Origin of the sequence: Chitinophaga tropicalis, from assembly GCF_009758205.1 — a bacterium.
GTDB classification, from domain to species: domain Bacteria; phylum Bacteroidota; class Bacteroidia; order Chitinophagales; family Chitinophagaceae; genus Chitinophaga; species Chitinophaga tropicalis.
The window spans coordinates 800,607-824,666 of the sequence record NZ_WRXN01000001.1 but is presented as its reverse complement, the minus strand read 5'-3'; the positions used below and the strand labels follow the sequence as shown (position 1 = coordinate 824,666).

General features: G+C 46.4%; 20 protein-coding genes. 10 read left to right on the top strand and 10 right to left on the bottom strand.

Going from position 1 to position 24,060, the window contains the following annotated elements:
* Positions 1-23: 23 nt before the first annotated feature.
* Positions 24-311, bottom strand: coding sequence for an HU family DNA-binding protein (locus GO493_RS03500; protein ID WP_073084475.1), 288 nt, complete (start codon positions 309-311; stop codon positions 24-26).
* 531 nt (positions 312-842) lie between these two features.
* Here GO493_RS03500 and mutY point away from each other — a divergent pair.
* The 7 genes from mutY (at position 843) to GO493_RS03465 (ending at position 7,134) form a co-directional block, all read left to right on the top strand.
* Complete coding sequence (gene mutY, locus GO493_RS03495; RefSeq protein ID WP_232538725.1) at positions 843-1,916, top strand: A/G-specific adenine glycosylase; 1,074 nt, start codon at positions 843-845, stop codon at positions 1,914-1,916.
* A 178-nt stretch (positions 1,917-2,094) separates the two neighbouring features.
* Positions 2,095-2,550 carry a single-stranded DNA-binding protein gene (locus GO493_RS03490; protein WP_089834641.1) on the top strand — a complete coding sequence of 152 codons (456 nt, stop codon included), beginning with the start codon at positions 2,095-2,097 and terminating at the stop codon, positions 2,548-2,550.
* A 224-nt stretch (positions 2,551-2,774) separates the two neighbouring features.
* Positions 2,775-4,079 (top strand): gliding motility-associated protein GldE, encoded by a 1,305-nt coding sequence (gene gldE / locus GO493_RS03485; protein WP_157304712.1) that lies wholly within the window; start codon positions 2,775-2,777, stop codon positions 4,077-4,079.
* Positions 4,060-4,725 (top strand): gliding motility lipoprotein GldD, encoded by a 666-nt coding sequence (gldD, locus tag GO493_RS03480; protein WP_232538724.1) that lies wholly within the window; start codon positions 4,060-4,062, stop codon positions 4,723-4,725. Before gldE ends, gldD begins: the two co-directional genes overlap by 20 nt.
* Before the next feature lie 49 nt (positions 4,726-4,774).
* Entirely contained in the window at positions 4,775-5,350 is a 576-nt protein-coding gene (locus tag GO493_RS03475) for a DUF3109 family protein (RefSeq protein WP_157304711.1), read from the top strand.
* Positions 5,351-5,423: 73 nt separating this feature from the next.
* Positions 5,424-6,800, top strand: coding sequence for a LutB/LldF family L-lactate oxidation iron-sulfur protein (locus GO493_RS03470; RefSeq protein ID WP_157304710.1), 1,377 nt, complete (start codon positions 5,424-5,426; stop codon positions 6,798-6,800).
* Positions 6,801-6,930: 130 nt separating this feature from the next.
* On the top strand, positions 6,931-7,134 hold the full coding sequence (locus GO493_RS03465) for a YqaE/Pmp3 family membrane protein (protein WP_157304709.1): 204 nt from the start codon (positions 6,931-6,933) through the stop codon (positions 7,132-7,134).
* Between the two features lies 1 nt (position 7,135).
* Here GO493_RS03465 and GO493_RS03460 read toward each other — a convergent pair whose 3' ends face one another.
* From GO493_RS03460 to GO493_RS03445, 4 genes are all read right to left on the bottom strand, one after another.
* The gene (locus GO493_RS03460) at positions 7,136-8,344 is read right to left on the bottom strand and encodes a TonB family protein (protein WP_157304708.1); all 1,209 of its coding nucleotides are present in this window, start codon (positions 8,342-8,344) and stop codon (positions 7,136-7,138) included.
* Positions 8,328-8,891 carry an RNA polymerase sigma factor gene (locus GO493_RS03455; protein ID WP_157304707.1) on the bottom strand — a complete coding sequence of 188 codons (564 nt, stop codon included), beginning with the start codon at positions 8,889-8,891 and terminating at the stop codon, positions 8,328-8,330. Before GO493_RS03455 ends, GO493_RS03460 begins: the two co-directional genes overlap by 17 nt.
* A gap of 141 nt (positions 8,892-9,032) precedes the next feature.
* Entirely contained in the window at positions 9,033-10,547 is a 1,515-nt protein-coding gene (gene purH, locus GO493_RS03450) for a bifunctional phosphoribosylaminoimidazolecarboxamide formyltransferase/IMP cyclohydrolase (protein ID WP_157304706.1), read from the bottom strand.
* A gap of 12 nt (positions 10,548-10,559) precedes the next feature.
* The gene (locus tag GO493_RS03445) at positions 10,560-12,614 is read right to left on the bottom strand and encodes a ComEC/Rec2 family competence protein (protein ID WP_198315466.1); all 2,055 of its coding nucleotides are present in this window, start codon (positions 12,612-12,614) and stop codon (positions 10,560-10,562) included.
* 470 nt (positions 12,615-13,084) lie between these two features.
* On the opposite strand from GO493_RS03445, the gene GO493_RS03440 reads away from it, so the two are divergent.
* Positions 13,085-16,285 (top strand): S41 family peptidase, encoded by a 3,201-nt coding sequence (locus GO493_RS03440; RefSeq protein WP_157304704.1) that lies wholly within the window; start codon positions 13,085-13,087, stop codon positions 16,283-16,285.
* 95 nt (positions 16,286-16,380) lie between these two features.
* Here GO493_RS03440 and carB read toward each other — a convergent pair whose 3' ends face one another.
* The 3 genes from carB to GO493_RS03425 form a co-directional block, all read right to left on the bottom strand.
* Complete coding sequence (gene carB, locus GO493_RS03435) at positions 16,381-19,200, bottom strand: carbamoyl-phosphate synthase large subunit (protein WP_157304703.1); 2,820 nt, start codon at positions 19,198-19,200, stop codon at positions 16,381-16,383.
* A gap of 238 nt (positions 19,201-19,438) precedes the next feature.
* The gene (locus GO493_RS03430) at positions 19,439-20,602 is read right to left on the bottom strand and encodes an MFS transporter (protein WP_157304702.1); all 1,164 of its coding nucleotides are present in this window, start codon (positions 20,600-20,602) and stop codon (positions 19,439-19,441) included.
* 36 nt (positions 20,603-20,638) lie between these two features.
* The gene (locus tag GO493_RS03425; RefSeq protein WP_157304701.1) at positions 20,639-21,385 is read right to left on the bottom strand and encodes a DeoR/GlpR family DNA-binding transcription regulator; all 747 of its coding nucleotides are present in this window, start codon (positions 21,383-21,385) and stop codon (positions 20,639-20,641) included.
* A gap of 94 nt (positions 21,386-21,479) precedes the next feature.
* Between GO493_RS03425 and GO493_RS03420 the strand changes: the two genes are divergently transcribed.
* Positions 21,480-22,001, top strand: a complete 522-nt coding sequence (locus GO493_RS03420; protein WP_157304700.1) for a 5' nucleotidase, NT5C type — start codon at positions 21,480-21,482, stop codon at positions 21,999-22,001.
* Position 22,002: 1 nt separating this feature from the next.
* On the opposite strand, the gene GO493_RS03415 is transcribed toward GO493_RS03420, so the two are convergent.
* Together GO493_RS03415 and GO493_RS03410 are read right to left on the bottom strand one after the other, a co-directional pair.
* Complete coding sequence (locus GO493_RS03415; protein WP_157304699.1) at positions 22,003-22,434, bottom strand: hypothetical protein; 432 nt, start codon at positions 22,432-22,434, stop codon at positions 22,003-22,005.
* 186 nt (positions 22,435-22,620) lie between these two features.
* Complete coding sequence (locus GO493_RS03410; protein ID WP_157304698.1) at positions 22,621-23,244, bottom strand: helix-turn-helix domain-containing protein; 624 nt, start codon at positions 23,242-23,244, stop codon at positions 22,621-22,623.
* A gap of 395 nt (positions 23,245-23,639) precedes the next feature.
* On the opposite strand from GO493_RS03410, the gene GO493_RS03405 reads away from it, so the two are divergent.
* Positions 23,640-23,945 (top strand): hypothetical protein, encoded by a 306-nt coding sequence (locus GO493_RS03405; RefSeq protein ID WP_157304697.1) that lies wholly within the window; start codon positions 23,640-23,642, stop codon positions 23,943-23,945.
* Positions 23,946-24,060 lie beyond the last annotated feature (115 nt).

The window sequence follows — 24,060 nt, the reverse complement described above, 5'->3', positions numbered from 1 at the left end:
GCCTTAAATATTAGGCTGCAAAATTACGAACTTTTAAGCTTCTTTACTTCTGCAACGAATTCTTTAGAAGGCTTAAAGGCCGGAATAAAATGCTCCGGAATCTCTACTGCAACATTCTTCTTAATGTTACGACCGATCTTGGCAGCCCTTTTCTTGGTAATAAAGCTACCAAAGCCCCTGATATAGATATGCTCGCCATTAGCCAACGCTTCCTTGACCTCCTTAAACATGGCCTCTAGTGTTACTAACACATCTACTTTAGGTATGCCGGTTTTCTCAGCAATATTGTTTATTAAGTCAGCTTTTCTCATAATTGAAGCGAAGGATTACTTGTCCCAAAATTATTTATTTTTTTTTAATTGCTGAATTCAAAGCAAATAAATTTTATCTTTTTTTCTTATACCAGTAATGTTCATAATATATTTGCTTGTAAATCATCATTCTATATGTCAAAATCACTGAAATCGGGTAACCTGCATCAAGGGAGGGACTTATTAGCTCTGGACCAGTACAAGTCTACTTCGATAGGCTGATCATAAAATTTCACTAAACCACTCAATAACGAATATACAAAAAATAATATTCATTTCGCCTTTTTTTTCTTTGCCTAAGGAAAAGATAATGTTTTAATCCCATAGTTAACAACTTCCGGGCAGCTCTTATACAATAACGCAATTCTTTCCGTATTCGTTTATTTCTCAACAAGTTCCATGCTAATTTATTATACATCACTGCAAATAGGTTGCCGTCAGTGTCTATTACTTATATAAATAATATAGATTTTTCCGTTACCTGTTATCAATCTTTCTTATAACCTGCTTCCCATATATTTGCATAGTACTATGTTCAGAATGAAAGAATCTTTTACCAACGCCCTCCTGGAATGGAACCAAAACGGGAATACAAGGGCAATGCCCTGGAAGGGTGAAAAAGACCCCTACCGTATATGGCTGTCCGAAATCATCCTGCAACAGACACGTGTGGAACAGGGATGGGCCTACTATGAGAAGTTCATTCTCAACTATCCCACGGTACAGTCGCTCGCCGCAGCACCTGAAGAAGCAGTATTCCGCCTCTGGCAGGGACTCGGATATTACGCACGCTGCAAAAATATGCTGGCTGCCGCCAGGCAGATCGTCACACAATACCACGGCCATTTTCCCAACACTTACGATACCATACAGTCGCTCAAAGGAATAGGCCCCTATACAGCGGCGGCTATCGCTTCCTTTGCCTTTAATCTTCCCCATGCAGTGCTGGATGGCAACGTGTTCCGTGTACTGTCCCGCTATTTTGATATAGATACACCGATAGACAGCACGGCGGGTAAAAAGCAGTTTGCAGAACTGGCACAGGAACTACTCCCCCACGGACAGTCCGCTGCTTACAATCAAAGCATTATGGACTTTGGGGCAGTAATATGCAAACCACAGCAACCGTCCTGTACCACATGTCCTTTATCTTCCGGTTGCAAAGCGCTGAAACTGGGACTAGCCGGTCTGCTGCCTGTAAAGACAAAAAAGCTCGTCATAAAGAAAAGGTACTTCCACTACCTTGTTCTGCGTTATAAAAAGCTCATTTATATCCGGAAACGTACAGAAAATGACATCTGGCAAAACCTCCATGAGTTCATCCTCATAGAAACCCCGGAGCCTGTGGATACAGCTTCCTTACAGGCATCTGCCGGGTTCAGAGAAATATTCGGGGATATACGTTATAACATTGATGGGACTTCAGCAGACTTTAAACAACAGCTTACACACCAGACCATACACAGCCGGTTTATCCTGATGACTGCCGCCCAAAAGCCTGAAATACAAGGCTACATGGCCATTCCGGAGCAGGACATGGATAACTATGCTTTCCCGAAAACGATTACAGACTTTCTTAAAAAAGGGAAACTTAGCCTCTTCTGATACAAAAAAAGACTGATGGTCAATAGCGCTCAACTTGCTGCGGCAAGGTATTTGAGCTAAAAACATACAGTAAAATTTTCCTGTCGATTGGAAAAAAACATTAACTTTAGAAAGGTTGTTCATTTAAAGAAGATTATATTTTCAATAGTTTAAAATCAATAGATTAAAACCTGCAACAATGAGAGGTGTTAATAAAGTAATCCTGATAGGCAACTTGGGTAGAGATCCGGATGTACAGTTTTTGGAAGGAAACATAGCAGTAGCTAAATTTTCCCTGGCTACTACTGAAACATTTAAGGACAGGGCCGGTAAGCTGATCTCCCAAACAGAATGGCATACAGTGGTCTTATGGCGTGGATTGGCGGAACTGGCGCAGAAATACCTGCATAAAGGCAGCCTCGTTTACATTGAAGGACGCCTCCGTACCCGCAGCTGGGAAGATAAGGAAGGAAATAAGAAATTTGCCACCGAAGTAGTAGGCGACAACCTTGTTATGCTGGACAAACGCATGGACCTGAATAACTCTGAACATGCTATTCATCACAGCAATACAGGGAGCAACACAGGCGACAATTTCCCCAATATGGAGATACCCCCCCAATTAAACGATACAGCGGACGATCTGCCTTTTTAACTATCCAATAAAAAATTAATTCTTTTTTGATTGATAATCCCATAAAGGGGTATTACTTATATTTGCATATAGGGAAAGCGATTCAATTTAAGACACTGAATTACTTTCCCCTTTTTTTGGAACCTGCTTTGTAGTGTGATGTTCCAGGTTTTAATATTTCTCACATAAAGTTGAACAATTTGTACACCTATCCGGCAAGCATTCTATCTGGCAAATTCCCCCTAATGCAGGCGGCGACACCGATCGCCACTCCGAATGTGGTTATTTACCTGCTTGTGATCTTCATACTGCTCCTCATGGCCTTCATCGTTTCAGGCGCAGAGGTGGCCTTCTTCTCACTGAACTATAAAGACCTGAATGCCCTCAAAACACGGCAGAACACCAGCGGAAAACTGATCACCAAACTACTGGAAAAGCCCCGCTCATTGCTGGCATCCCTCCAGATAGCCGGTATCCTGCTCTCCCTGGCATTCATCCTCGTTACCAGCTACCTGATCACCCAGATGGAAGACCTGCAGACACTGCCAGTCGTTTCATTTGTAGTGCGTATAGCCATCATCGTCTTCCTGCTCCTCTTCGGCGGACAGGTACTGCCCCGGGTATGGGCGGCCCAGAACAATATCCGCTTCGCTACCTACTTTGCCTGGTTTGTAAGCATCATACATGCCACCCTGGAACCTATCAGCGACTTCTACGTAAGCATCAGCGAAAGCATAGAAGGCCGCTTCTTCCATAAAGGCAGCGCCGTAAACTACCAGGAAATAGACGAAGCCATTGAAATGAGCGTAGACCCTGCCGCCTCCCAGGAAGAAAAGAACATCCTGAAAGGCATCCTCAAATTCGGTAACATCACCGTAAAACAGATCATGCACACCCGCCTGGACGTATCAGGCATAGAATACGACGCTGACTTCGACGCCATAGTAAAACGCGTGGCTGACCTCCACTATTCCCGCCTGCCGGTTTATAAAGGCAACCTGGATAATATTGTAGGCGTCATCCATACGAAAGACCTCCTGCCCCACCTGAACAAAGGCAAAGCCTTTGACTGGCACACAGTAATGCGCCAGCCATTCTTTGTACACGGCCACAAACTGATAGAAGACCTGCTTTCCGAATTCCAGACCAGACGTATGCACTTCGCTGTAGTGGTAGACGAATTTGGCGGCACCTCCGGTATCGTGACCCTGGAAGACATTGTGGAAGAAGTGATCGGCGATATCAAAGACGAATTTGATGAAGAAGAATTCCACTACAGCAAAGTAGACAACAATACCTATGTTTTTGAAGGCAAAACCATGCTCAACGACGTTTGCCGTATCATGAACATCCCGCCGGATACCTTTGAAGTGGTGAAAGGGGAAAGTGATTCTATCGGGGGACTGATCCTTGAACTGGCCGGCAAATTCCCGGAAGAGAACAGTGTGATCTCTCACGATAACTACGACTTCACCATCCTGGAAGTCAGCAAAATGCGCATTCAGAAAGTACAGGTAGCTATCCGCCAGAATGTGGAAGAAGAGAATTAAGCAGGATACCAAACAGCATGTCATGAAGATCAACGGGAATAAGAGATACCACACAAAGATCACCACTATCTGCAGCCTTATACTACTGGCACTGGCATTCACCGCCTGTGAACAGCATTATACACCCAAACCCCGCGGATACTTCCAGATACAGTTCCCAAAAAGGGAATACCGCACCTTTGATATGCCCGGCTATCCTTACACCTTTGAATACCCCGCGTATGCCAGGGTCGTGAAAGACAGCCTCTTCTTTGGTGAAAAAACCGAAAATCCATACTGGATCAATGTTGAGTTCCCTTCCCTCAACGGTAAGATCTACATGAGCTATAAAGAAATAGGCGCCAAAGGCAACGATTTTCAGCAACTGATCAACGATGCCTTCAAGATGACCTACAAACACACCTATAAAGCAGAATACATTGAGGAAAAGAATATCAGCACGCCTCACCAAGTAAGCGGCCTTTTCTACGATGTAGGCGGTAATGCCGCCTCAGCCAAGCAGTTCTATGCCACAGACTCCCTGAAACACTTCCTTCGTGGCGCACTCTATTTTGATGCCGCCCCCAATGCAGACTCCCTGGCGCCGGTACAGGCCTTCCTCCAGGAAGATATGTGGCATTTGGTGGAGACGCTGAAATGGAGATAAGAATTGCCTCCCGCCGGCCAAAGAAATTCTTACCTTTGTCCGGACAATTATGATCATCATAGACGATAAATACATCAGCGACGAGTTAATTGAGGAGCAGTTCGTATGTAACCTGGGGGCCTGTAAAGGGGCCTGCTGCGTTGCAGGCGATTGCGGAGCGCCGCTGGATAAAGCAGAAGTGAAGCTCCTCAAAAAGATCTACCCAAAGATCAAGTCATATCTCCGCCCGGACGGTATTGCTGAAATAGAACAAACAGGCACCCATACCATAGACGACGAATACGGTTATGTAACGCCTATCGTGAATAAAGGCATCTGCGCTTATGCTACAATAGACGATCACGGTGTTGTAGGCTGCGCCATTGAAAAAGCATATAATGAAGGAGTTGTGGACTTCAAAAAGCCTGTCTCCTGCCATTTATACCCCATCCGCGTAACAAAATATGAAACGTTTGAGGCACTGAACTATGACCGCTGGGATATCTGTAAACCGGCGTGTAAGAATGGTAAAAGCCTCCGTGTTCCCGTATACCGCTTCCTGAGGGAAGCGCTCATACGCAAATATGGTGAAGAATTTTACCAGCTGCTGGATAAAATTGCACTCAAAAACTACGATGCGGAGTGATCAGGTAAAACAAGCCCCAAAACCGGAAATACGGTATGGGTTTTGTAATTCGGAATCAGCAATTTGACAAATTATGCATCAGAATGCCTCCTCCTTCCTGGAAAAAAGTGAAAAGAAAGCAGGCGATCTTGGTCATCGCCAGACGATAAATTTCAATATCGGCAAATATAATACTGCAGTAAAGGCAGGTAAACAGCAGTTTGCCGACCTTACTACAGCCCGTGAACGCGCCAAGAACATCAAGTGGAGAGCATTAGATAACCTGGATAAACACCTGGAAGAGTTTGAACAGAACCTTACAAAACGCGGCGGGAAAGTGATATGGGCTGAAAATGCCCAGCAGGCACTGGACGAGATCCTTGCCATCTGTAAGGCCAAACAATGCAAAAGCATCGTAAAAAGTAAGTCTATGGCTACGGAAGAAGTTCACCTGAACAGCTTCCTGGCCAAACATGATATAGAATGTGTTGAGACAGACCTGGGTGAATATATCCAGCAACTGGACGGAGAACCACCCTACCACATCGTTACACCGGCCATGCACAAAAGCAAGGAAGATGTGGCCCGTCTCTTTGCAGAAAAACTGGGTACTCCCCCGGACCTCACTCCACAGCAGCTTACCCTCGTAGCACGTGAAAAACTGCGCCAGAAATACCTGGATGCAGAGATAGGCATCACCGGCGCCAACTTCATCATTGCTGACATAGGTGGTGTAGCAGTAACCGAAAATGAAGGTAATGCCCGTTTAAGTACCGCTTTTCCTAAAACACATATAGTACTGGTAGGCATTGAAAAGATGCTGCCTTCCATCAATGACCTGGCCCTTTTCTGGCCGTTACTGGCTACTTATGGTACAGGACAGAATGTAACCGTGTACAACTCCATCTTCAGCGGCCCCCGCCAGGAAGGAGAAACAGATGGCCCGGAAGAGATGTACGTGATCCTGATGGATAATGGCCGTACCAATATCCTCATGGATACAGAGGCCCGCGAAAGCCTTTATTGTATCCGCTGCGGTTCCTGCCTCAATGCTTGTCCGGTATATAAAAATATTGGCGGCCATAGCTATGGCACCACCTACAGCGGCCCGATAGGGTCTGTTATCACCCCTCATCTGCGGGGTATGGAATCCTACATACACCTCAGCTATGCTTCTTCACTTTGTGGTAACTGTACGGAAGTATGCCCGGTACGCATCAATATTCATGAATTACTCCTGCATAACAGGCACAAGGCTGTAGAGGAGAATTACACCTCCGGCGGAGAGAAAATGTCCTGGTTTGGCTGGAAACAGGCCAGTCTGAGCCGGCGGATGATGAACCTGGTTTCCGGTAATGTGAAGAACTTATTCATGAAAAAATTCTTTGCAAAGGCCTGGGGAGATGACAGGGAATTACCCGTTTTTGCATCTAAGTCTTTCAACCAGTTGTGGAAAGAAAGAAGAAAATAAATCGCTTTTCGCGAAAAAATCACTTTAAAAGAAACGCTTTTGCCGAAGGCAAAAGCGTTTCTTTTAAGTAAGATACCGGCCTGCGGCCGGCTAATTTTTTTGCGGAATTAAAAAGTAGTAACTTTTAAACATGACACTCATAGCAATCTTGTTACCCTGGCTTTCTTTCCTGCTAAGAGGCAGGATCCTTTCCGGCATTTTATGCCTTATACTTCAGATCACCGTAATAGGCTGGCTGCCGGCAGCTATCTGGGCAGTTGTATCCCTGCAGGACAGCAGGGCAGACAGAAGAAACAGGAGACTGGTCAGAGCTATCCGCAGGAACGGCGCCTGAATTAAGGATTAAAAGGCACATCTACCTGTACACGTGTGGCCTTGCCATCAGAAGCCGGTAACCATGCCGGCCCTTCCTTCACTACACGGATGGCTTCCGCATCACAGTCCGGCTGCAGCTTCCGGGTTACCTTAAAATCTTCCAGGGTACCATCAGGCAGCACACGGAAAGATACTCTTACCCTGCCTCTTACATTGGTAGCCTGTGCAGATGCCGGGTACTTTACATTTTTTGACAGGTATTGACGGTAGGCCTCATACCCTTCTCCCGGAACAGGCGCCTGGTATACATCTTTTTGTGAACGGCCCGTTACTGTAACTTCCTCCAGGGCTGATCTATTCTCTTTTATGGCGATATCCACATTGTTTTCCCTTGAAGGTACAGCCATCTTTTTGGCCTTATAGCCAACTGCTGCCACTACAATGCTTACATCTTTGGCACTATCTACCTTGATGGCAAAATTTCCTTTCTGATCAGTAAGCGCTCCCGCTTTACTACCTTCCACACTTACAGATGCCCCGGCCAGGCCATTATTGCTCAGGTCTTTTACACGTCCCTGTAATACCCGGGTGTTTACAGATGGCTTTTCCGCTACCTCAGTGCTATCTGCCATTGCCATAGTTGCCTGGTCTGCAGCAGCGGTAACAGGCAGAGGAGCCGCAGGCACAGGAGGCGCTGACATTACAGGAGCCATTGCAGGCAGAGCGGCTTCCGGAACAGGACTGTCTGCCATCTGTGTAGCCCTGTACCCTTTTTCAACTGTGACAGGAGACGTGGAATTGGCCACTGGCCTTTCACCCGTCATATTAGCATATGATAAAGTATCGGTGATAACGCTTTCGGAGGACTGGTCCTTTTCCATCTTTGCCAGTCCGCCCGGCTGAGCATCTTTCTTCCATATCCATAATCCTCCCACTCCCAGTACTATCAATATAGCTGCGGCAGCCGCCCAGCGGTACTGGAGGGCTATTACCTTACGGGTCACGGTACCCTTTACCCGCAGCGCCAGCCTGTTTTCCAGGTCTGCCAGGTGACGGCGCTGGTCAGGAGCGTGGTTTTCAAAGCCTTCCAACGCTTCTGCCAGGAAAGGATCATCCATGGCCTGCCGTTCCAGGGCGTGCATAGCTTTGTTGTCCAGCTCGCCGGCCAGGTAACGGCGGATCAGATCAGGATCCACCCTATGGTTAATATGATTATGCTTCTGAGGCATTTTGTTGTTCCATACAGATTTTCAGGTTGCGCTTGCCATTCTGGATATAACTCTTCACTTTCTTCATGTCATACCCGGTAATGTCTGCCACTTCACGGTAGCTTTTCTCTTTCAGAAAAAACAGGTCCACACTACGTTTCTGCTCTTCCGGCAGCGTTTCAAGGCATTTTTCCATGCCTTGCAGGTGTGACTCCATGCTTGTTCCGTTCTCATGATGCCCGAATTGATCATTTTCCATAACGGGCAGTCCTTCTATTGATATTTCCCGGTTTTCCCGGTTTTTCATGGAGCGCAGCTTCATCAGGCAGTGGTTCCTGGTCAGCACGTGCAGCCAGCTTTTAAAGTTCTGTACTTCATGCTGCTGCAGTTTGGCTATCAGTTCTTCAAAGATCTGCATAACAACATCTTTGCTGGTCTCTGCATCAAAATAACGGAGGCATACACCATATACCAGGTTCATATAACGCTGGTAAAGAGCTGCCAGATAATCCAGCTTGCCGGAGCGTTTGTACTCCAGGACAAGTGTTGCATCATCCGCATCCTTCATGATATTATGGTGTAAAAATTCTGCCAAAGGATAGTTGCTGTTATATCAGGTGGACAATAGTAAAAAAAATTTGGGAATAGATACTTAATTAAATGAAAAAGACCGGCGGGGCCGGTCTTTTTCATTTATAGCAAACTATGACTAGTGTCTGAAGTGACGGGTGCCGGTCATTATCATTACCAGCCCGTTCTGTTTGCAATACTCAACAGAATCATTATCCCTTACAGAACCACCCGGCTGGATAATAGCTGTAATACCTTCCCCATGGGCAATACGCACACAGTCATCAAACGGGAAGAAAGCATCCGAAGCCATTACCGCACCTTTCAGATCAAAGCTGAACTGACCGGCTTTTTCAATGGCGTGACGTAATGCATCTATACGGGAGGTCTGTCCGCAGCCTTTACCTATCAGCTGCCTGTCTTTTACCAGGGCTATAGCGTTGGACTTAAGGTGTTTGCAAACCAGGTTGGCAAATTCAAGATCAGCTTTTTCAGCAGCAGTAGCAGGTCTTGCACCGGCATCTTTCCATTCCAGGTAATTGCCTTTGTCGTTTTCCTGCAGCAGTACGCCATTCAGCACGTTCTTATAAACATAAGGCGCTTTCACCGGCTGCAGCTGCTGTAACAGGATACGGTTCTTCTTTGCCTGTAATACAGCCAGGGCATCTGGCTCAAATGCAGGTGCTATCAGTATTTCAAAGAAGATCTCGCTGATAGATTCTGCAGTTGTTTTATCCACAGTAGTATTACATACCAGCACACCGCCAAAGGCGCTTTCCTTATCGCCCGCCAGTGCAGCATCCCATGCTTCTTTCAGCGTAGGCCTGCTGGCAATGCCACATACGTTTGTATGTTTGATCACCGCGAAAGTAGTATCTGTAAATTCCTGGATCAGCTGGCAGGCAGCATCTACGTCTACCAGGTTGTTATAAGAAAGTTCCTTACCGTGCAGTTTGTTGAAGATCTCAGAAAGGTTACCGTAGAATACGCCTTTCTGATGAGGGTTTTCTCCATAACGCATTACCTGGCCCTGCGGAGCGGATACCTGGAAGTAAGCCGCCGGCTCGTTATTCAGGAAATACCGGGAAATAGCCACATCATAGTTAGCGCACACTTCAAATGCTTTTGCAGCAAATGCACGACGCTCTTCCACGCTGGTAGCACCATTCTGCTCAACCAGCACTTTTTCCAGGTCAGCATACTGATCTTTGGAAGCAACGATCACCACATCTTTGTAGTTCTTACCAGCTGCCCTGATCAGGGATACACCGCCAATATCTATCTTTTCAATAATGGTCTGCTCTTCTTTGGTGCTTTTCACTGTTTCCTCAAACGGATACAGGTCAACTATCACCAGGTCAAGTTCCGGAATAGCATACTGAGCCAGTTGCTCCAGGTCCTGTGGGTTCTCCCTACGGGCCAGGATACCACCAAATACTTTCGGATGTAATGTTTTTACACGTCCGCCAAGAATAGACGGGTAAGCGGTCAGATCTTCCACAGCCACACATTTCACACCCTGCTCCTCAATAAATTTCTGTGTACCGCCGGTAGAGTAAATGGTTACTCCCTGTTCGCCTAACTTTTTTACGATGTTCTCCAGGTTATCTTTATAGAAAACGGAGATCAATGCTGATTTAATTTGCTTTTGCATGTATGGAAATCATTAGAAATTTACAACATAGGCTCCCTGGTCCGGAACCGAAAAGAAGCGCAAAGTTAGCGCGTAACAATCACTTTTCCATTTCCGAATCCTGCCGGAAGAACAGGAAGCGTCAAAAATATAGCATCCAACATCAAACAGTGACTCCAATTGTCTGATATCCACATGTGGATTATGTGAGAGTAAAAGATAATCTGTTTTGAATTTTTCTGCGGAACGCCGCTTCGGCAATGCACTGTCTACCACAACAAGCCGGATATTTCCTGCCTGCAGGAAGCTGCCGGTAAGCAGATTGTAACTGTCAACTCCGTAATACGACAAGGAAGGCTGAAGATATTTGCGGACAATCCCGCCATCTTCAACCAGGCCACTATCTGCCAGCAGCAAGGCCTTTCTTCCGTAAATGACACTGACCGCGGTATGTCCCGGTACCTGCCAGACCACCATTTTCTGTTGACGCTGTTTATTCAGCCGGTCTGACAGAACAGCTGCACTCCATAGAAAAACAGCGAACGATGCCATTAACAGCCCCGTGCGCCAGCGGTACAGGCAAAATCCTGTTATGCCGGCAAGACATACATATGCGCATACAGTAACAAAGAGAGAGGTGTCAATATCTGTTATCAGGGCGCCGGGCCAATGTCCTATCCATGCAATACAGGTATTCATCCAGCCAATGATCTGCTGTAATGCCTGTCCTGTCCAGTAAGCGCCCGCCTGCCACGGGCTGTACAGCAATAACAACATTTCACCATAGAGGATAATGGTGGATAAGGGTACGGCTAACAGGTTGGCTGGCAGAAAATAAACAGGGAACTGGTGGAAATAATACAGGCATACCGGCAAAGTGAATACCTGCGCAGCAAGTGTAAGCGCCGTAGCGCCCCATAGTTTATTAAGCCAGCGGTTCTTTATTTCCCATAAACAATACAGAGGCCTGTAACAGATCATAATGCTGAGCACCGCCAGGTAAGATAACTGGAACCCTGCATCCAGCAACAGCCGTGGCTCATAGCATAACAACATGAAAGCGGATGCCGCCAATGTATTGTATGGATTGGAATAACGCTGCAGGAAGAACTCTCCTGTTGCCAGGAAAGTGAACATTACCGTTGCTCTCCATACAGAAGCGCCGCCGCCTGTAAGGAAGGTAAAACCCCATAGCACCAATAATATCAGTATACCTTTAACCACATCGGTAAACCGGTTGCGCGGCCACCATCCTAACAACCATACAAGACTGCCGTAAATTAAAGCCATGTGCATACCGGAAATAGCAATGATATGCACTATACCTGTCTGCATATAATCCTGCATCATCCCGGCATCCAGCTCATAACGGTAACCTATCAGCAATGCAGCCGCCAGTCCGGCCTCCTTCCCTCCTATGTATTGCTGCAGTATCTGTAAACAGTAATTCCTGCAGGATGCTATTAATCCCCCGGTTTGCCGGTCTGCAAATATCCACTCATCCCTATGCACAAATGCCTGCCGGTGTACCTGCTGTAAAGCACAGTATTGCCGGTAATTAAAGGCCCCGGGATTGCCACTGTAACTAACCGGCTGCAGGCGGTTACGTAATAACAACCGGTTGCCATCCTGTATTGTAACAGCGGCACTATCTGCTTCCAGGTATAGTAACAGCAAGCCTTTTGCCGGTATTACACTATCACCTCTTATAACTGCTATTACCTCTGCTCTTGTTTTAAAGGTCTTCTTCTTCCGTTGCAGCGGCTCTTTTACCGTTACCAGCAACAGGTCATCCGCCTTTGCTACATGTAAAAAATACCCGCTGTCGTTACGCACATCGCTGAAATGTACCAGCAAAGCGCCGGCACCAGACAGTATCAGTTGCAACATACACCCTCTCACCCATGCCATACTGAACTGAAGATGTAAAGGCAACCAACCCGTCAGGGCGGATAATAGCCACTGCACAGCAATTGCAGTCAGCCATACTTCTGCAGGTAACGGTATATATAACTGGAAAATGATACCCGCTATAAGAGGCGTCGTAATGCGGATAAACGGCGCTCTTTTAATGAAGTTAACAAACATAAATGTCCGTATCAGGTTAACAATGAGGGTGTGAATATAAACCATTCATGTATATAATATGTTCCTAAAATGAGAGCAAAACATATTTTCATGCCGGGCGGAAGAATAGCTTTTTTGGAAAAAAAACGGAGCCCCCGTACATCTATTTTTACACATTAAATTAATTAATAAATCATTAATCAATTGATAACAATCATTATACTAATTATGTATATTTACATCTGTTATTGATTAGTTAACATCTTCTTAATATTTAATATTTATAGTAAACTGCATTACCGGTCACGCTATTTATACACATAAATAGTCGTGTCTTTAATGGTTATTTTGAGGGAAAAGAAAGAGCCTGATTTTTATCAGGCTCTGATCATTTTAAGACTATCCATCTCAATTTATCAGGGAAGAAGAGATTACCCTTAAAAGCGAATAAATTAGTAGATTCACTCCATCACATCTCTTAACCTGAAACAATGCACAACAAGTCTATTTCCCAATTAATTCTGACGTGCCTGTTACCCATTACAACCCTGGCACAATCCACGGAAACACTACTGCTGCGTTCACCAAGTATCAGCCAGCAAAAAATTGCCTTCAACTATGCAGGCGATATATGGGTGGCCGATGCCAACGGAGAACATCCGCAGCGCATCACCGTTAATCCCGACGTTGAAATGGACCCTATGCTATCTCCCGACGGTAAATGGATAGCTTTCAGCGGCAATTACGATGGTAACGTAGACGTATATATTGTATCCGTAAATGGTGGCACTCCACGCCGCATTACCTGGCATCCGGATGCAGATGTTGTACGCGGATGGCATGGCAACGACAGGATACTTTTTGCCTCTACCAGGGCGTCTTTTACATCCCGCTTCCAGCAACTGTTTGAGGTGGGGACCGATGGCGGCATGCCCGTGAAGCTGAAAATGCCGGAAGCACAGCAGGGTAATATATCGCCAGACGGACAATACACCGCTTACATCAAAGACCCTGATCCTACTGAAAGAGGCCGTACTTACCGCCCCTTTAAACACTATCGCGGCGGCGGAATGCCAAGAATCTGGATCTTCAATAACAAGACCAATGCTGTTACTGAAATACCAGCGGCAGGTTCCAATAACATACGCCCCGTATGGCTGGGAAATGATGTTTATTTCCTGAGTGACCGTAACGGCAATATGAACATCTTCCGGTATAACACAACTACAAAAGCTGTTACACAGGTAACTTCCCATAAAGACTATGATGTAAAAACCCTCTTCTCAGACGGCCGTACACTGGTATATGAACAGGCTGGCCGCATCAACAAATGGGATGCTGCGTCAGGTAAAAGCACCACGCTTTCCATCAGCCTGCAGGCAGATCTTCCCTATAAGCGCCCACATTATGTTAGCGCTTCACCCAATACGCTCAGCAATATCAACATCTCTCCTACCGGGGTGAGAGCTATCATACAATTCAGGGGAGAGATACTCACCGTTCCGGCAGAGAAAGGAGATGTACGCAATCTTACCAATACAACGGGAGTGCATGAACGCTCTCCGGCATGGTCGCCCGACGGAAAGCAGGTGGCCTATTTCTCTGATGCCAGCGGTGAATATGCTTTACACCTGCGCGATCAGAAAGGGGAAAAGCCCGCTACAGTGATACCGCTGGGTACGACAGGATTCTATTATGACATTGTATGGTCGCCGGATAACAAGAAGATAGCTTATCGCGACAAAGGCCTCCGGCTTCATTTTGTTGACCTGGATACAAAGAAAATAACAACAATAGATGAGGATACATATGACCGGCCGGACCAGTCTTTCGAAGCGTCCTGGAGCCCGGACTCAAAATGGATCGCTTACCAGAAAAGGCTGCCCAACAGCCTCCGGGCCATTTTCCTTTACAATATAGCCGATAAGAAGTCCAGCCAGGTCACAGACGGACGCAGTGAAGCATCTGATCCTGCTTTCAGCAAAAACGGGAAATATCTCTTCTTCACTGCCAGTACCAACTACGCCCAGAATACCGGCTGGCTGGATATGACATCCTTTGAAAGAGAAACGAAGAGAAACATATATGCTGTTATCCTGGCAAACAATGAGCCTTCACTCCTGATGCCGGAGAGTGACGAAGAACAGGGCCGGAAGGAAGAAGCGAAAGACACCTCTGCTAAATTCACCCGCATAGACATAGACCGTATTGATCAACGTATAATACCATTACCGCTGCCGGCGCAGAACTATACAGATCTGAACGGCAGGGTAACGGGCAAGCTCCTGTATCGTGATAACAACACCGTTTATAGCTATGATATCGCCAAACGGAAGAGTGATCCGCTTATCAGCGGTATCAGAGGATATGCTATCAGCAGTAACGGAGAAAAGATGCTCTATTTCTCAGGCGCTGCCTTTGGTATTACCTCCGCAACTGCCAAGGCTAACGTTGGCGATGGCGCCCTGAACATCACAAACGTCAGGGTGCTGGTAGATCCTGCCGCAGAGTGGGCGCAGATGTTTGATGAACTGTGGCGTATTGAACGTGATTTCTTTTATGTAGAGAACATGCATGGCGCTAACTGGAAATCCATTAAACAGAAGTATGAAAAACTCCTGCCGTATGTGGGTCACCGTGAAGACCTCAATTACCTCTTCAATGAAATGATGAGTGAGCTGGTAATAGGCCATAACTACGTGGGCTCCGGCGATGCTCCTGCCCCTGTCAACGTAAGCGTGGGACTGCTCGGAGCTGATTATACCATTGAAAACGGACGGTTCCGCTTTGCCAGGATATATTCAGGGCTTAACTGGAACCCGCAGTTCCAGGCGCCGCTTACACAACCGGGTGTCAATGTGAAAGAAGGCGATTACCTGCTTGCTGTGAACGGTATACCTGTTGATGGTAAAGGTGAGGTATACAGCTACTTTGAGAACACTGCCGGCAGACAGGTACGGATACTCGTTAACCAGCGGCCGGATACTGCGGGGGCAAAAGAGTACACCGTAGTCCCCGTCGGCAATGAGTTTTATCTCCGCAATATGAACTGGGTAGAAGGAAACCGTAAAAAAGTAGATGAGCTGAGCAATGGTAAACTGGCCTATGTGTATATGCCTGATACCGGCGGCGATGGCTATACTTATTTTAACCGTTATTACTTCTCCCAGCTGGATAAAAAAGGCGTGATCATAGATGAACGCTTTAACGGAGGCGGCTCCGCAGCAGATTATGTAATAGATCTGCTGAACCGGGACCTGCTTAATTATTGGGGCACCCGCGAAGGACAGCCTATGACCACTCCCGGCAATGCTATTTTCGGCCCCAAAGCCATGATCACTAATGGCTATGCCGGTTCTGGCGGAGACCTGATGCCGTTCATGTTCCGTGAAAAGAAACTGGGCCCCCTGGTAGGAACAACTACAATGGGAATACTGGTAGGCATCTATAACTATCCTCCGCTGATGGATGGAGGTTTTATGACTGCCCCGCGGTTAGGTATTTTTAGCAAGGATGGAAAATGGATAGTGGAAAACGAAGGAATAAAACCTGATGTGGAAGTAGAAATGACGCCACAGGATGTAATTGCAGGGAAAGACCCGCAGCTGGAAAAGACGGTGGAATTGCTGATGAAAGAATTGAAGGATAGCGCTCCGGTAAAGAAGCCTGCAGGCCCTAACAGAGCTGAATAATATATAAGACCGGTAAACAAAAAAAATGCTTTTGCCAATGGCAAAAGCATTTTTTTTTTGAGAGTATTTTGTTTGGCCTGCGGCCAACTGTAAACTTATTTATTACTCAGATACATACTCTTCTCCTTATACAGCTGTCTGAAATAAGGATCTCTCAGATCTTTAATGAAACGGATTGCTTCACCGGTAGATTTCATTTCAGGGCCTAACTCCTTGTTAACGCCCGGGAATTTATTGAAAGAGAACACCGGTTCTTTGATAGCAAAACCGTCCAGTTTCTTCTCGATCTTGAAATCAGTGAGTTTATTAGCGCCCAGCATTACTTTGGTAGCAATGTTCAGGTAAGGTACCTGGTAAGCCTTGGCAATGAACGGAGTAGTACGGGAAGCACGTGGGTTCGCTTCTATCACAAACACCTGGCCGCCTTTGATAGCGAACTGGATGTTGATCAGACCACGAATGTCCAGCGCCCTTGCTATTTTCTCAGCATAATATTCCATAGTGGTTACTTCCATAGGGCTGAGGTTGAACGCAGGCAGTACCGCGTTACTATCGCCACTGTGAATACCGGCAGGCTCAATATGCTCCATAACACCCATTACATGGAAGTTCTCACCGTCAAAGATGCCATCTATCTCAGCCTCCTGGCAACGGTCCAGGAAGTGGTCAATCAGGATCTTATTACCTGGCAGGTGTCTCAGCAGGCTGAGTACAGAAGCTTCCAGCTCTTCCTCGTTGATCACGATCCTCATACGCTGTCCGCCCAGTACATAGGAAGGACGTACCAGTACAGGATAACCTACTTCTTTCGCTACTTCGATAGCGTCGTCAGTATTATAGGCGGTACCATATTTAGGATAAGGGATGCTCAGTTCTTTCAGCAGGTCGGAGAAACGGCCGCGGTCTTCCGCGATATCCATGTTATCGAAAGAGGTACCGATGATGCGTACACCTTTTTCTTCAAGGCGTTTTGCCAGTTTCAGTGCGGTCTGTCCACCCAGCTGAACGATCACGCCTTCCGGTTTTTCCAGTTCTATGATCTCCCAGAGGTGTTCCCAGAATACAGGTTCGAAGTACAGCTTGTTGGCCATATCGAAGTCTGTAGATACCGTTTCAGGGTTACAGTTCACCATGATAGCGTCATAGCCGCAATCCTGGATGGCCTGTAAGCCGTGGGTACAGCAGTAGTCGAACTCGATACCCTGACCTATACGGTTAGGACCGGAGCCCAGTACTATCACTTTCTTCCTGTCAGAAGGTTTGCTTTCGTTCTGTGTGTCGAATGTAGAGTAGAAGTAAGGAGTAACCGCTTCAAACTCAGCACTGCAGGTATCTACCATTTTGTAGGTACGGGTAATGCCAAGCTGTTTACGTTTTTCGTATACCTCATCTTCTTCACAGTTGCCAAACAGGTATTCCAGCTGTTTATCAGAGAAGCCCATTCTCTTGGCGTCGCTCAGCAGCTGTACCGGCACTGTTTCCAGGTCATATTCCCGGAGCTGTTTTTCCATGTTCACGATATCGTTGATCTGGTTCAGGAACCATTTATCGATATAGGTGAGCTGGTGTATATGTTTTACGGAAACGCCTTCCATGAGGGCGTCTTTGATACGGAAGATACGGTCCCAGGTAGGGGTCTTCAGTCTTTCAAGCAGCTGTTCGCTCTTCATGGCTGATTTACCATAGTAACCCAGTCCCAGCGCATCGTTCTCCAGGCTCTGGCAGGCTTTCTGCAGGGCTTCGGGGAAGGTGCGGCCAATAGACATTACCTCACCTACAGATTTCATCTGCAGGCCCAGGGTCTGGTCGGCGCCTTTAAATTTATCGAAGTTCCAGCGGGGCATTTTTACGATCACGTAATCCAGCGCTGGCTCAAAGAATGCGGAAGTAGTTTTGGTGATCTGGTTTTCCAGCTCATCCAGTGTGTAACCGATAGCCAGTTTCGCAGCGATCTTGGCAATAGGATAACCGGTTGCTTTGGATGCCAGGGCAGAAGAGCGGCTTACACGTGGGTTGATCTCGATAGCTATCAGTTCTTCATTCTCAGGATTGAGAGAGAACTGTACGTTACAGCCACCGGCAAAGTTACCCAGGTCACGCATCATCATCATGGCTTTGTTACGCATTTCCTGGAAAGCGGTATCGCTCAGGGTCATAGCGGGAGCCACGGTGATAGAGTCGCCTGTGTGGATGCCCATCGGGTCAAGGTTCTCTACTGTACAGATGATAACTACGTTGTCTTTAGCGTCTCTCAGCAGTTCCAGCTCATATTCCTTCCATCCCAGTACAGCTTTTTCAACCAGTACCTCATGAATGGGAGAAGCCTGTAAACCGCGTTGCAGCGCTTCGTCCAGCTCGTCTTTGCTGTGTACGAAACCACCACCTGTACCACCCAGGGTAAAGGACGGACGGATCACGAGAGGGAAACCTATCTCCTGTGCAAATTCCTTTCCTTCCAGGAAGGAGTTGGCAGTTCTTGCAGGAGCAACGGGCACGCCCAGTTGTATCATCCACTGGCGGAACTGTTCACGGTCCTCTGCTTTGTCGATCGCTTTAATGTCCACTCCGATCAGGCGTACATTGTACTTTTCCCAGATACCCAGTTCATCCACCTCTTTACAGAGGTTCAGCGCGGTCTGTCCACCCATGGTAGGGAGTACCGCGTCTATCTGCTGCTCTTCCAGTATCTGTTCTATACTTTCTACAGTAAGCGGCAACAGGTATACCTTGTCAGCCATCATAGGGTCTGTCATGATAGTAGCCGGGTTGGAATTGATCAGTACTACCCTGATACCTTCCTCGCGCAGCGAACGGGCCGCCTGGGAACCGGAATAGTCAAATTCACAAGCCTGACCGATAATAATAGGACCAGAACCAATAATAAGAACAGATTTGATAGAAGAGTCTTTCGGCATTTGCGTATTCTATTGAAAAATTGAAAACCTTACTGATTTTAATACCATTCACCAGACAAAAAAATCGTGCAAAATTACGGGTTTCAAACTTTATTGTGGTAATAAATTTCTGTCTGTTTTTGAGGAAGGAACGCTAAAGTCAATAGAATAAGGCTATTGGGGCTACAAATAATATAAATACATATATTATTTATCTCCGGCCGGCCTGTAACCAACCGGAGATAAATAATCAAAACAATTATTCTTTTACCTTATTACTCATAATGGCAATACAGGTACCCATCAGGGCAATAACGAAAAATGATATCCGGAGGCTGGTAGCTTCTGCGATGAACCCGATAAGCGGAGGGCCGGCCAGGAAGCCCAGGTAACCGATAGTAGACACTGAGGCCAGCGCCATTCCGGGAGATAATACCTTGCTTCTTCCCGCTGCGCTATATACCAGCGGCACCACAGCAGATACCCCGGCGCCTACCAGCAGGAAACCGATGATAGCTATATTATAATAAGGCATGAGCACAGCTATTAACAGACCTCCTGCAGTGAGCAGGCCGCTCAGCTGCAGCATGCGCGTGGCGCCAAGACGGATGGTCAGTTTATCAGAAAGGAAGCGGAACAGCGCCATTGTACTCATAAATGCCGTGAGACTCTGAACAGCCTGCGCCTCATTTACCCCGATCACCTTCCTGAAGTATACGCTGCTCCATTCAAACATGGTCCCTTCACAGATCATGGAACAGAAGGCAATGATACCCAGCATAAGTAATATGCCTTTGGGAAATACGAAGAGCGGCTGGTCCTCATGTTTTTCTCCGGCCGACATATCCTGCGGGATCACATAGCGGATGCTGATCCCTACTATAATGATCATGATCACCATGATACAGAGGAAATGCTGATAAGGCACTATACCGTTTGCCGCCATCCTGGATCCTATAAAGCCGCCGGTTAAGCCGGCTGTGCTCCACAGACCATGGAAAGACGCCATGATAGGCCGGCCATACATGGCCTCCACCTGTACTGCCTGCGTATTTACCGCAATATTGGCAACGTTCCCGCAAAAGCCGAAAAGTATAAGACAGCTGAATAACTGCCAGAGTGAATCTACCAGGCCTAAGGTAGGCAGGATGCCGCCGTAAAGCAGGCCGGCTACCATCAGTACCTGCCGGCTGCCATATTTATTGACCAGGCGGCCAGCCACGAACATAGAGATCATAGAGCCGATAGGCGGAGCTATCAGCACAAATCCCAGTAATCCTTCGCTCAGGTGCAGCTTCTGCTGAATGGCAGAAACACGCGATGCCCAGCTGGCAAAACAAAAACCGGTAAGAAAGAACAATGCGCTTACCGCAATGCGAATAGTCCGTTTGTGAGAATGTCCGATACTCAATTCCTGTAACATCTTGTTTAAAAGTTGATAGGTATGACAGATAAATAATCAGATCACTTTAATGCCCAGCTGCCGGTAAGGTACGGCCAGCTCCAGTCCTGCTTCGTCCGTGATAATAGTATCCAGTTCTGTAATGTCGCAAACCTTGTACGGCTCTGCCGTTCCCATCTTATCGCTCGTAGCCAGGGCTATTATCCTGTTGGCCGATTGGACCATTACATTTTTAACCGCTGCCTCTTCCATATGCGGGCCGGTTACACCTACTTCCGTGTGCAGGCTGCATACTCCCATAAAGCAGATATCTGCCCGCAGTTTTTCCAGCATACGTATAGTGTCCATTCCGGAAGTTACCTGCGAGCTTTTGAAGATGCGCCCGCCCGTCAGCACCACATCCACACCGGGATGTTCCATCAGCTGCATGGCTATGGGAATGCTGGGCGTTACAACGGTCAGCTGCAGGGAAGGAGGGAAAAGCTTTACCAGCGCATAAGTGGAGGTACCACCATCTATTATAATGGTTTGCCCGTTATGCAGGAAAGAAAGCGCCTTGGCAGCAATGGCCTTTTTATCGTCTTCATGGATATTGATCCGTTCATTGAACGCAAACGGGTTGGGAGAATGCGGAATAGCCCCGCCTCTTACCTTGATCAGTAAACCGTTCTGCGCCAGCGCTTCCAGGTCCCTGCGCACAGTATCTTCCGATACCTGCAGATCATTACTCAGCTCTGTATGCAGCACCTTATGGTCTGCCTGCAGCTTTTTGAGTATATAATCGAAGCGCTCTTCTTTTAGCATGTTCTTGCAATTTCCTGCAATATTATGAAATTATTTGCAAACAACCGCAGTATCATGCGACAATATTTCCTAACTTTGCAAAAAACAGCAAAATATGGCAAGAATAGCAATAGACATGGACGGCGTTATGGCAGATACTACAGCACAGTATATCAGGTGGTATGCAGAACGCTATGGCGTACAGGTAGACAGGGAGACATTGAACGGCCGGCCGGAAACGGATGGTTTCCCGCATGGTAAGGAAATTATCCGCGGATTCCTGTACGAACCGGGATTCTTCAGGACCAAACCGGTTATCAGGGACAGCCAGGAAGTGATAAAGGCCCTGTATGACAAACACGAGGTGTTCATCGTTTCTGCGGCCATGGAATTCCCGGATTCCTTACCGGAAAAACTGGAGTGGCTGGGAGAACATTACCCGTTCATAGGCTGGCAGAATATAGTTTTCTGCGGATCAAAAACCATTGTGCAGGCAGACTATATGATAGACGATCACATAAAGAACCTGCAGCCCTTCAAAGGAGAAGCACTGATGTTCACTGCACCGCATAACATTCATGTAACTGACTTCAAACGCGTAAACAGCTGGGAAGAAGTAGGCGCCCTGTTACTATAAATTACAGATCGATCTTTGCCCGGTTATTAACACTATTATAGGCATAACCATTAGGATCTGAAGCCAGACCCTTCCATACAGGCAGGTACAGCATTTCAAATGCCCTGTGTTCAAAGGCAGCCGCATCAGAGATCCGTTCATACGTACAATTGCCCCAGGCAGCGCCTTCCGGCAAATGCTTCAGTATGGCATCTTTAAACGGCTCCCACCACATTTCAAGCTGCAAGGCCCCTTCACGGATGATCAGGTGGATTGCATCAGGCATAAAGGTATATTCTTCCACCTTTATCATTGCATTCCGCTGATCATCATTCAGTCTTGCCGCCAGTATGCTGGCATATCTTTTCTCTGTAAAAAGTTTTCCTTCTCCGCTTAACGGCATAAAAAGATACCATACCGGAGTATCAAACGCATTCGGAAAATGGCTGCTCATGTAGATCTGTTGATAGTTTTTTTACGTGGCGCATGGGGTTCAAACATGCGGCATAAAACTATTACAAATTCTTGATCCGGAGCTGTTCATTTTGAAATTATGTTGTGCGAGCAACAGGTCATAGGAATGGTTTGATGAGGGTGGTATAAGTTATGGTTAAATGAAAATGATAGTCGCTGGATAGGTTCAGCCTTTTTTAGATCTGGCCTGTTTGCGCAACTGAAAGATATCTTTCTTGGCCTGTTCCAGTCCTTCTTTAAGGGATGCGAAGTTTTTCAACAACAGGTTATGCTCCTCCAGAAGTTTATAATATTTTTCCCGCAACACCATCATTTCATCGTTATCCGCCAGCCTGGCCTCTTCCAGGGCGCCCGGGTTCAGGAATCCCGTTATGGTCATCTCAAGCGCCCTCACTACCCTGTCCAGCTCTTCTGCGTTAAACGCTTCTTTCTCAAACAGGTTGTACATTGTTCTGCGACTCATTCCCAGGCGTTTGGCCAACCTCGTTTTGTTCAGGCCCCGCTCTCCCACCAGTTCCATTAATCTGCCTCCATGATGTATAACAATGGGCTCTCCCGGCTTCTCGCCATTCAGTGAGGGCACATTGTTCCACTCATAAAATTCATCTGGTGTAATACTAATGATCTCACAAAATTTCTCTAACGTGCTACGTTTCATGTCACTTTTGCGCAAATGGTAGTGGGCTATCTGGTTGGTAAAACCTGCCATATCCGCAAAGTCAACGATCTTTATCTTCTTCTGTTTTAAAATTTGTTTTAGGCGCTGGCCCATGTGGATTAACCTGGACATGTATACTTTATTTAACTGACAATGACTGCTTTTGCATGCAACCTATACAATATAATAATAATTTCCATTTCATTCTTATAAATGAAGTTTTCATATAGACAACCAGGTTATTAAATAAACCCTCATTTAGTCATACACATATTAGTGGCAAATCCGTCTTTCTTCAGCGCTTCAAAAAGTTGACATTTTCATTTCCATTCTCAAATTGATATCTCATTAATCAATTTAATATCAATATCTTATGAGCAAACTTCGTGTTTAAAAAAATAGTTGTGCAAAAATTGGAGGAATAAAAAAATTAGAAATACTTTCGTTTAGTTGTCAATTTTTAATGATAATTAAATCAAAGCTTATATATCCGGATCACACATAAAAAATCTTAAACCAACAGACCGATGAAAAGAACCAAACCATCGTCGTCGACACCCATCAATGTCTTACATGACATCCATTCCCGTATGATCAATCTCCCGATCTACTTCCGTGAGAGGATCTGCGAAGAATGCGCCTGGAGTGTCCCTACATTCTACCGCAAAATGCGAAATGTGAGTAAAACCATCCCTGGCACAACAGAGAAGGAACAGATCACGCCAGTAATCAGTAATGCGGAAAAAGAAAAGATCGTTGCAGTAATGGATGAAGTCTACCAGGGCTTCCATGCTTACTGTGACAGGTATCGCAAAAAAGGTGGCGGTAAATAATCTGCCTCTCACCTGAAACCAACCTGTGCCAACTATTTTTCCCCAATGTTATAATTTCCCCGCCCCTGAAGAGTTTCCTATTGACTATTGACCAATTTTATTAAATTTAGCTGCA

Excerpts from the sequence above, each read along its gene's own strand:
- GO493_RS03470 (WP_157304710.1), top strand. The coding sequence starts at position 5,424 with ATGCATCAGAATGCCTCCTCCTTCCTGGAAAAAAGTGAAAAGAAAGCA.
- gldE (WP_157304712.1), top strand. The coding sequence starts at position 2,775 with ATGCAGGCGGCGACACCGATCGCCACTCCGAATGTGGTTATTTACCTG.
- GO493_RS03440 (WP_157304704.1), top strand. The coding sequence starts at position 13,085 with ATGCACAACAAGTCTATTTCCCAATTAATTCTGACGTGCCTGTTACCC.
- purH (WP_157304706.1), bottom strand. The coding sequence starts at position 10,547 with ATGCAAAAGCAAATTAAATCAGCATTGATCTCCGTTTTCTATAAAGAT.
- GO493_RS03410 (WP_157304698.1), bottom strand. The coding sequence starts at position 23,244 with ATGTCCAGGTTAATCCACATGGGCCAGCGCCTAAAACAAATTTTAAAA.
- gldD (WP_232538724.1), top strand. The coding sequence starts at position 4,060 with ATGTGGAAGAAGAGAATTAAGCAGGATACCAAACAGCATGTCATGAAG.
- GO493_RS03460 (WP_157304708.1), bottom strand. The coding sequence starts at position 8,344 with ATGCCTCAGAAGCATAATCATATTAACCATAGGGTGGATCCTGATCTG.
- GO493_RS03475 (WP_157304711.1), top strand. The coding sequence starts at position 4,775 with ATGATCATCATAGACGATAAATACATCAGCGACGAGTTAATTGAGGAG.
- mutY (WP_232538725.1), top strand. The coding sequence starts at position 843 with ATGTTCAGAATGAAAGAATCTTTTACCAACGCCCTCCTGGAATGGAAC.
- GO493_RS03445 (WP_198315466.1), bottom strand. The coding sequence starts at position 12,614 with ATGTTTGTTAACTTCATTAAAAGAGCGCCGTTTATCCGCATTACGACG.
- GO493_RS03425 (WP_157304701.1), bottom strand. The coding sequence starts at position 21,385 with ATGCTAAAAGAAGAGCGCTTCGATTATATACTCAAAAAGCTGCAGGCA.
- GO493_RS03430 (WP_157304702.1), bottom strand. The coding sequence starts at position 20,602 with ATGTTACAGGAATTGAGTATCGGACATTCTCACAAACGGACTATTCGC.
- GO493_RS03420 (WP_157304700.1), top strand. The coding sequence starts at position 21,480 with ATGGCAAGAATAGCAATAGACATGGACGGCGTTATGGCAGATACTACA.
- GO493_RS03465 (WP_157304709.1), top strand. The coding sequence starts at position 6,931 with ATGACACTCATAGCAATCTTGTTACCCTGGCTTTCTTTCCTGCTAAGA.
- GO493_RS03490 (WP_089834641.1), top strand. The coding sequence starts at position 2,095 with ATGAGAGGTGTTAATAAAGTAATCCTGATAGGCAACTTGGGTAGAGAT.
- GO493_RS03455 (WP_157304707.1), bottom strand. The coding sequence starts at position 8,891 with ATGAAGGATGCGGATGATGCAACACTTGTCCTGGAGTACAAACGCTCC.
- GO493_RS03500 (WP_073084475.1), bottom strand. The coding sequence starts at position 311 with ATGAGAAAAGCTGACTTAATAAACAATATTGCTGAGAAAACCGGCATA.
- GO493_RS03415 (WP_157304699.1), bottom strand. The coding sequence starts at position 22,434 with ATGAGCAGCCATTTTCCGAATGCGTTTGATACTCCGGTATGGTATCTT.
- carB (WP_157304703.1), bottom strand. The coding sequence starts at position 19,200 with ATGCCGAAAGACTCTTCTATCAAATCTGTTCTTATTATTGGTTCTGGT.
- GO493_RS03405 (WP_157304697.1), top strand. The coding sequence starts at position 23,640 with ATGAAAAGAACCAAACCATCGTCGTCGACACCCATCAATGTCTTACAT.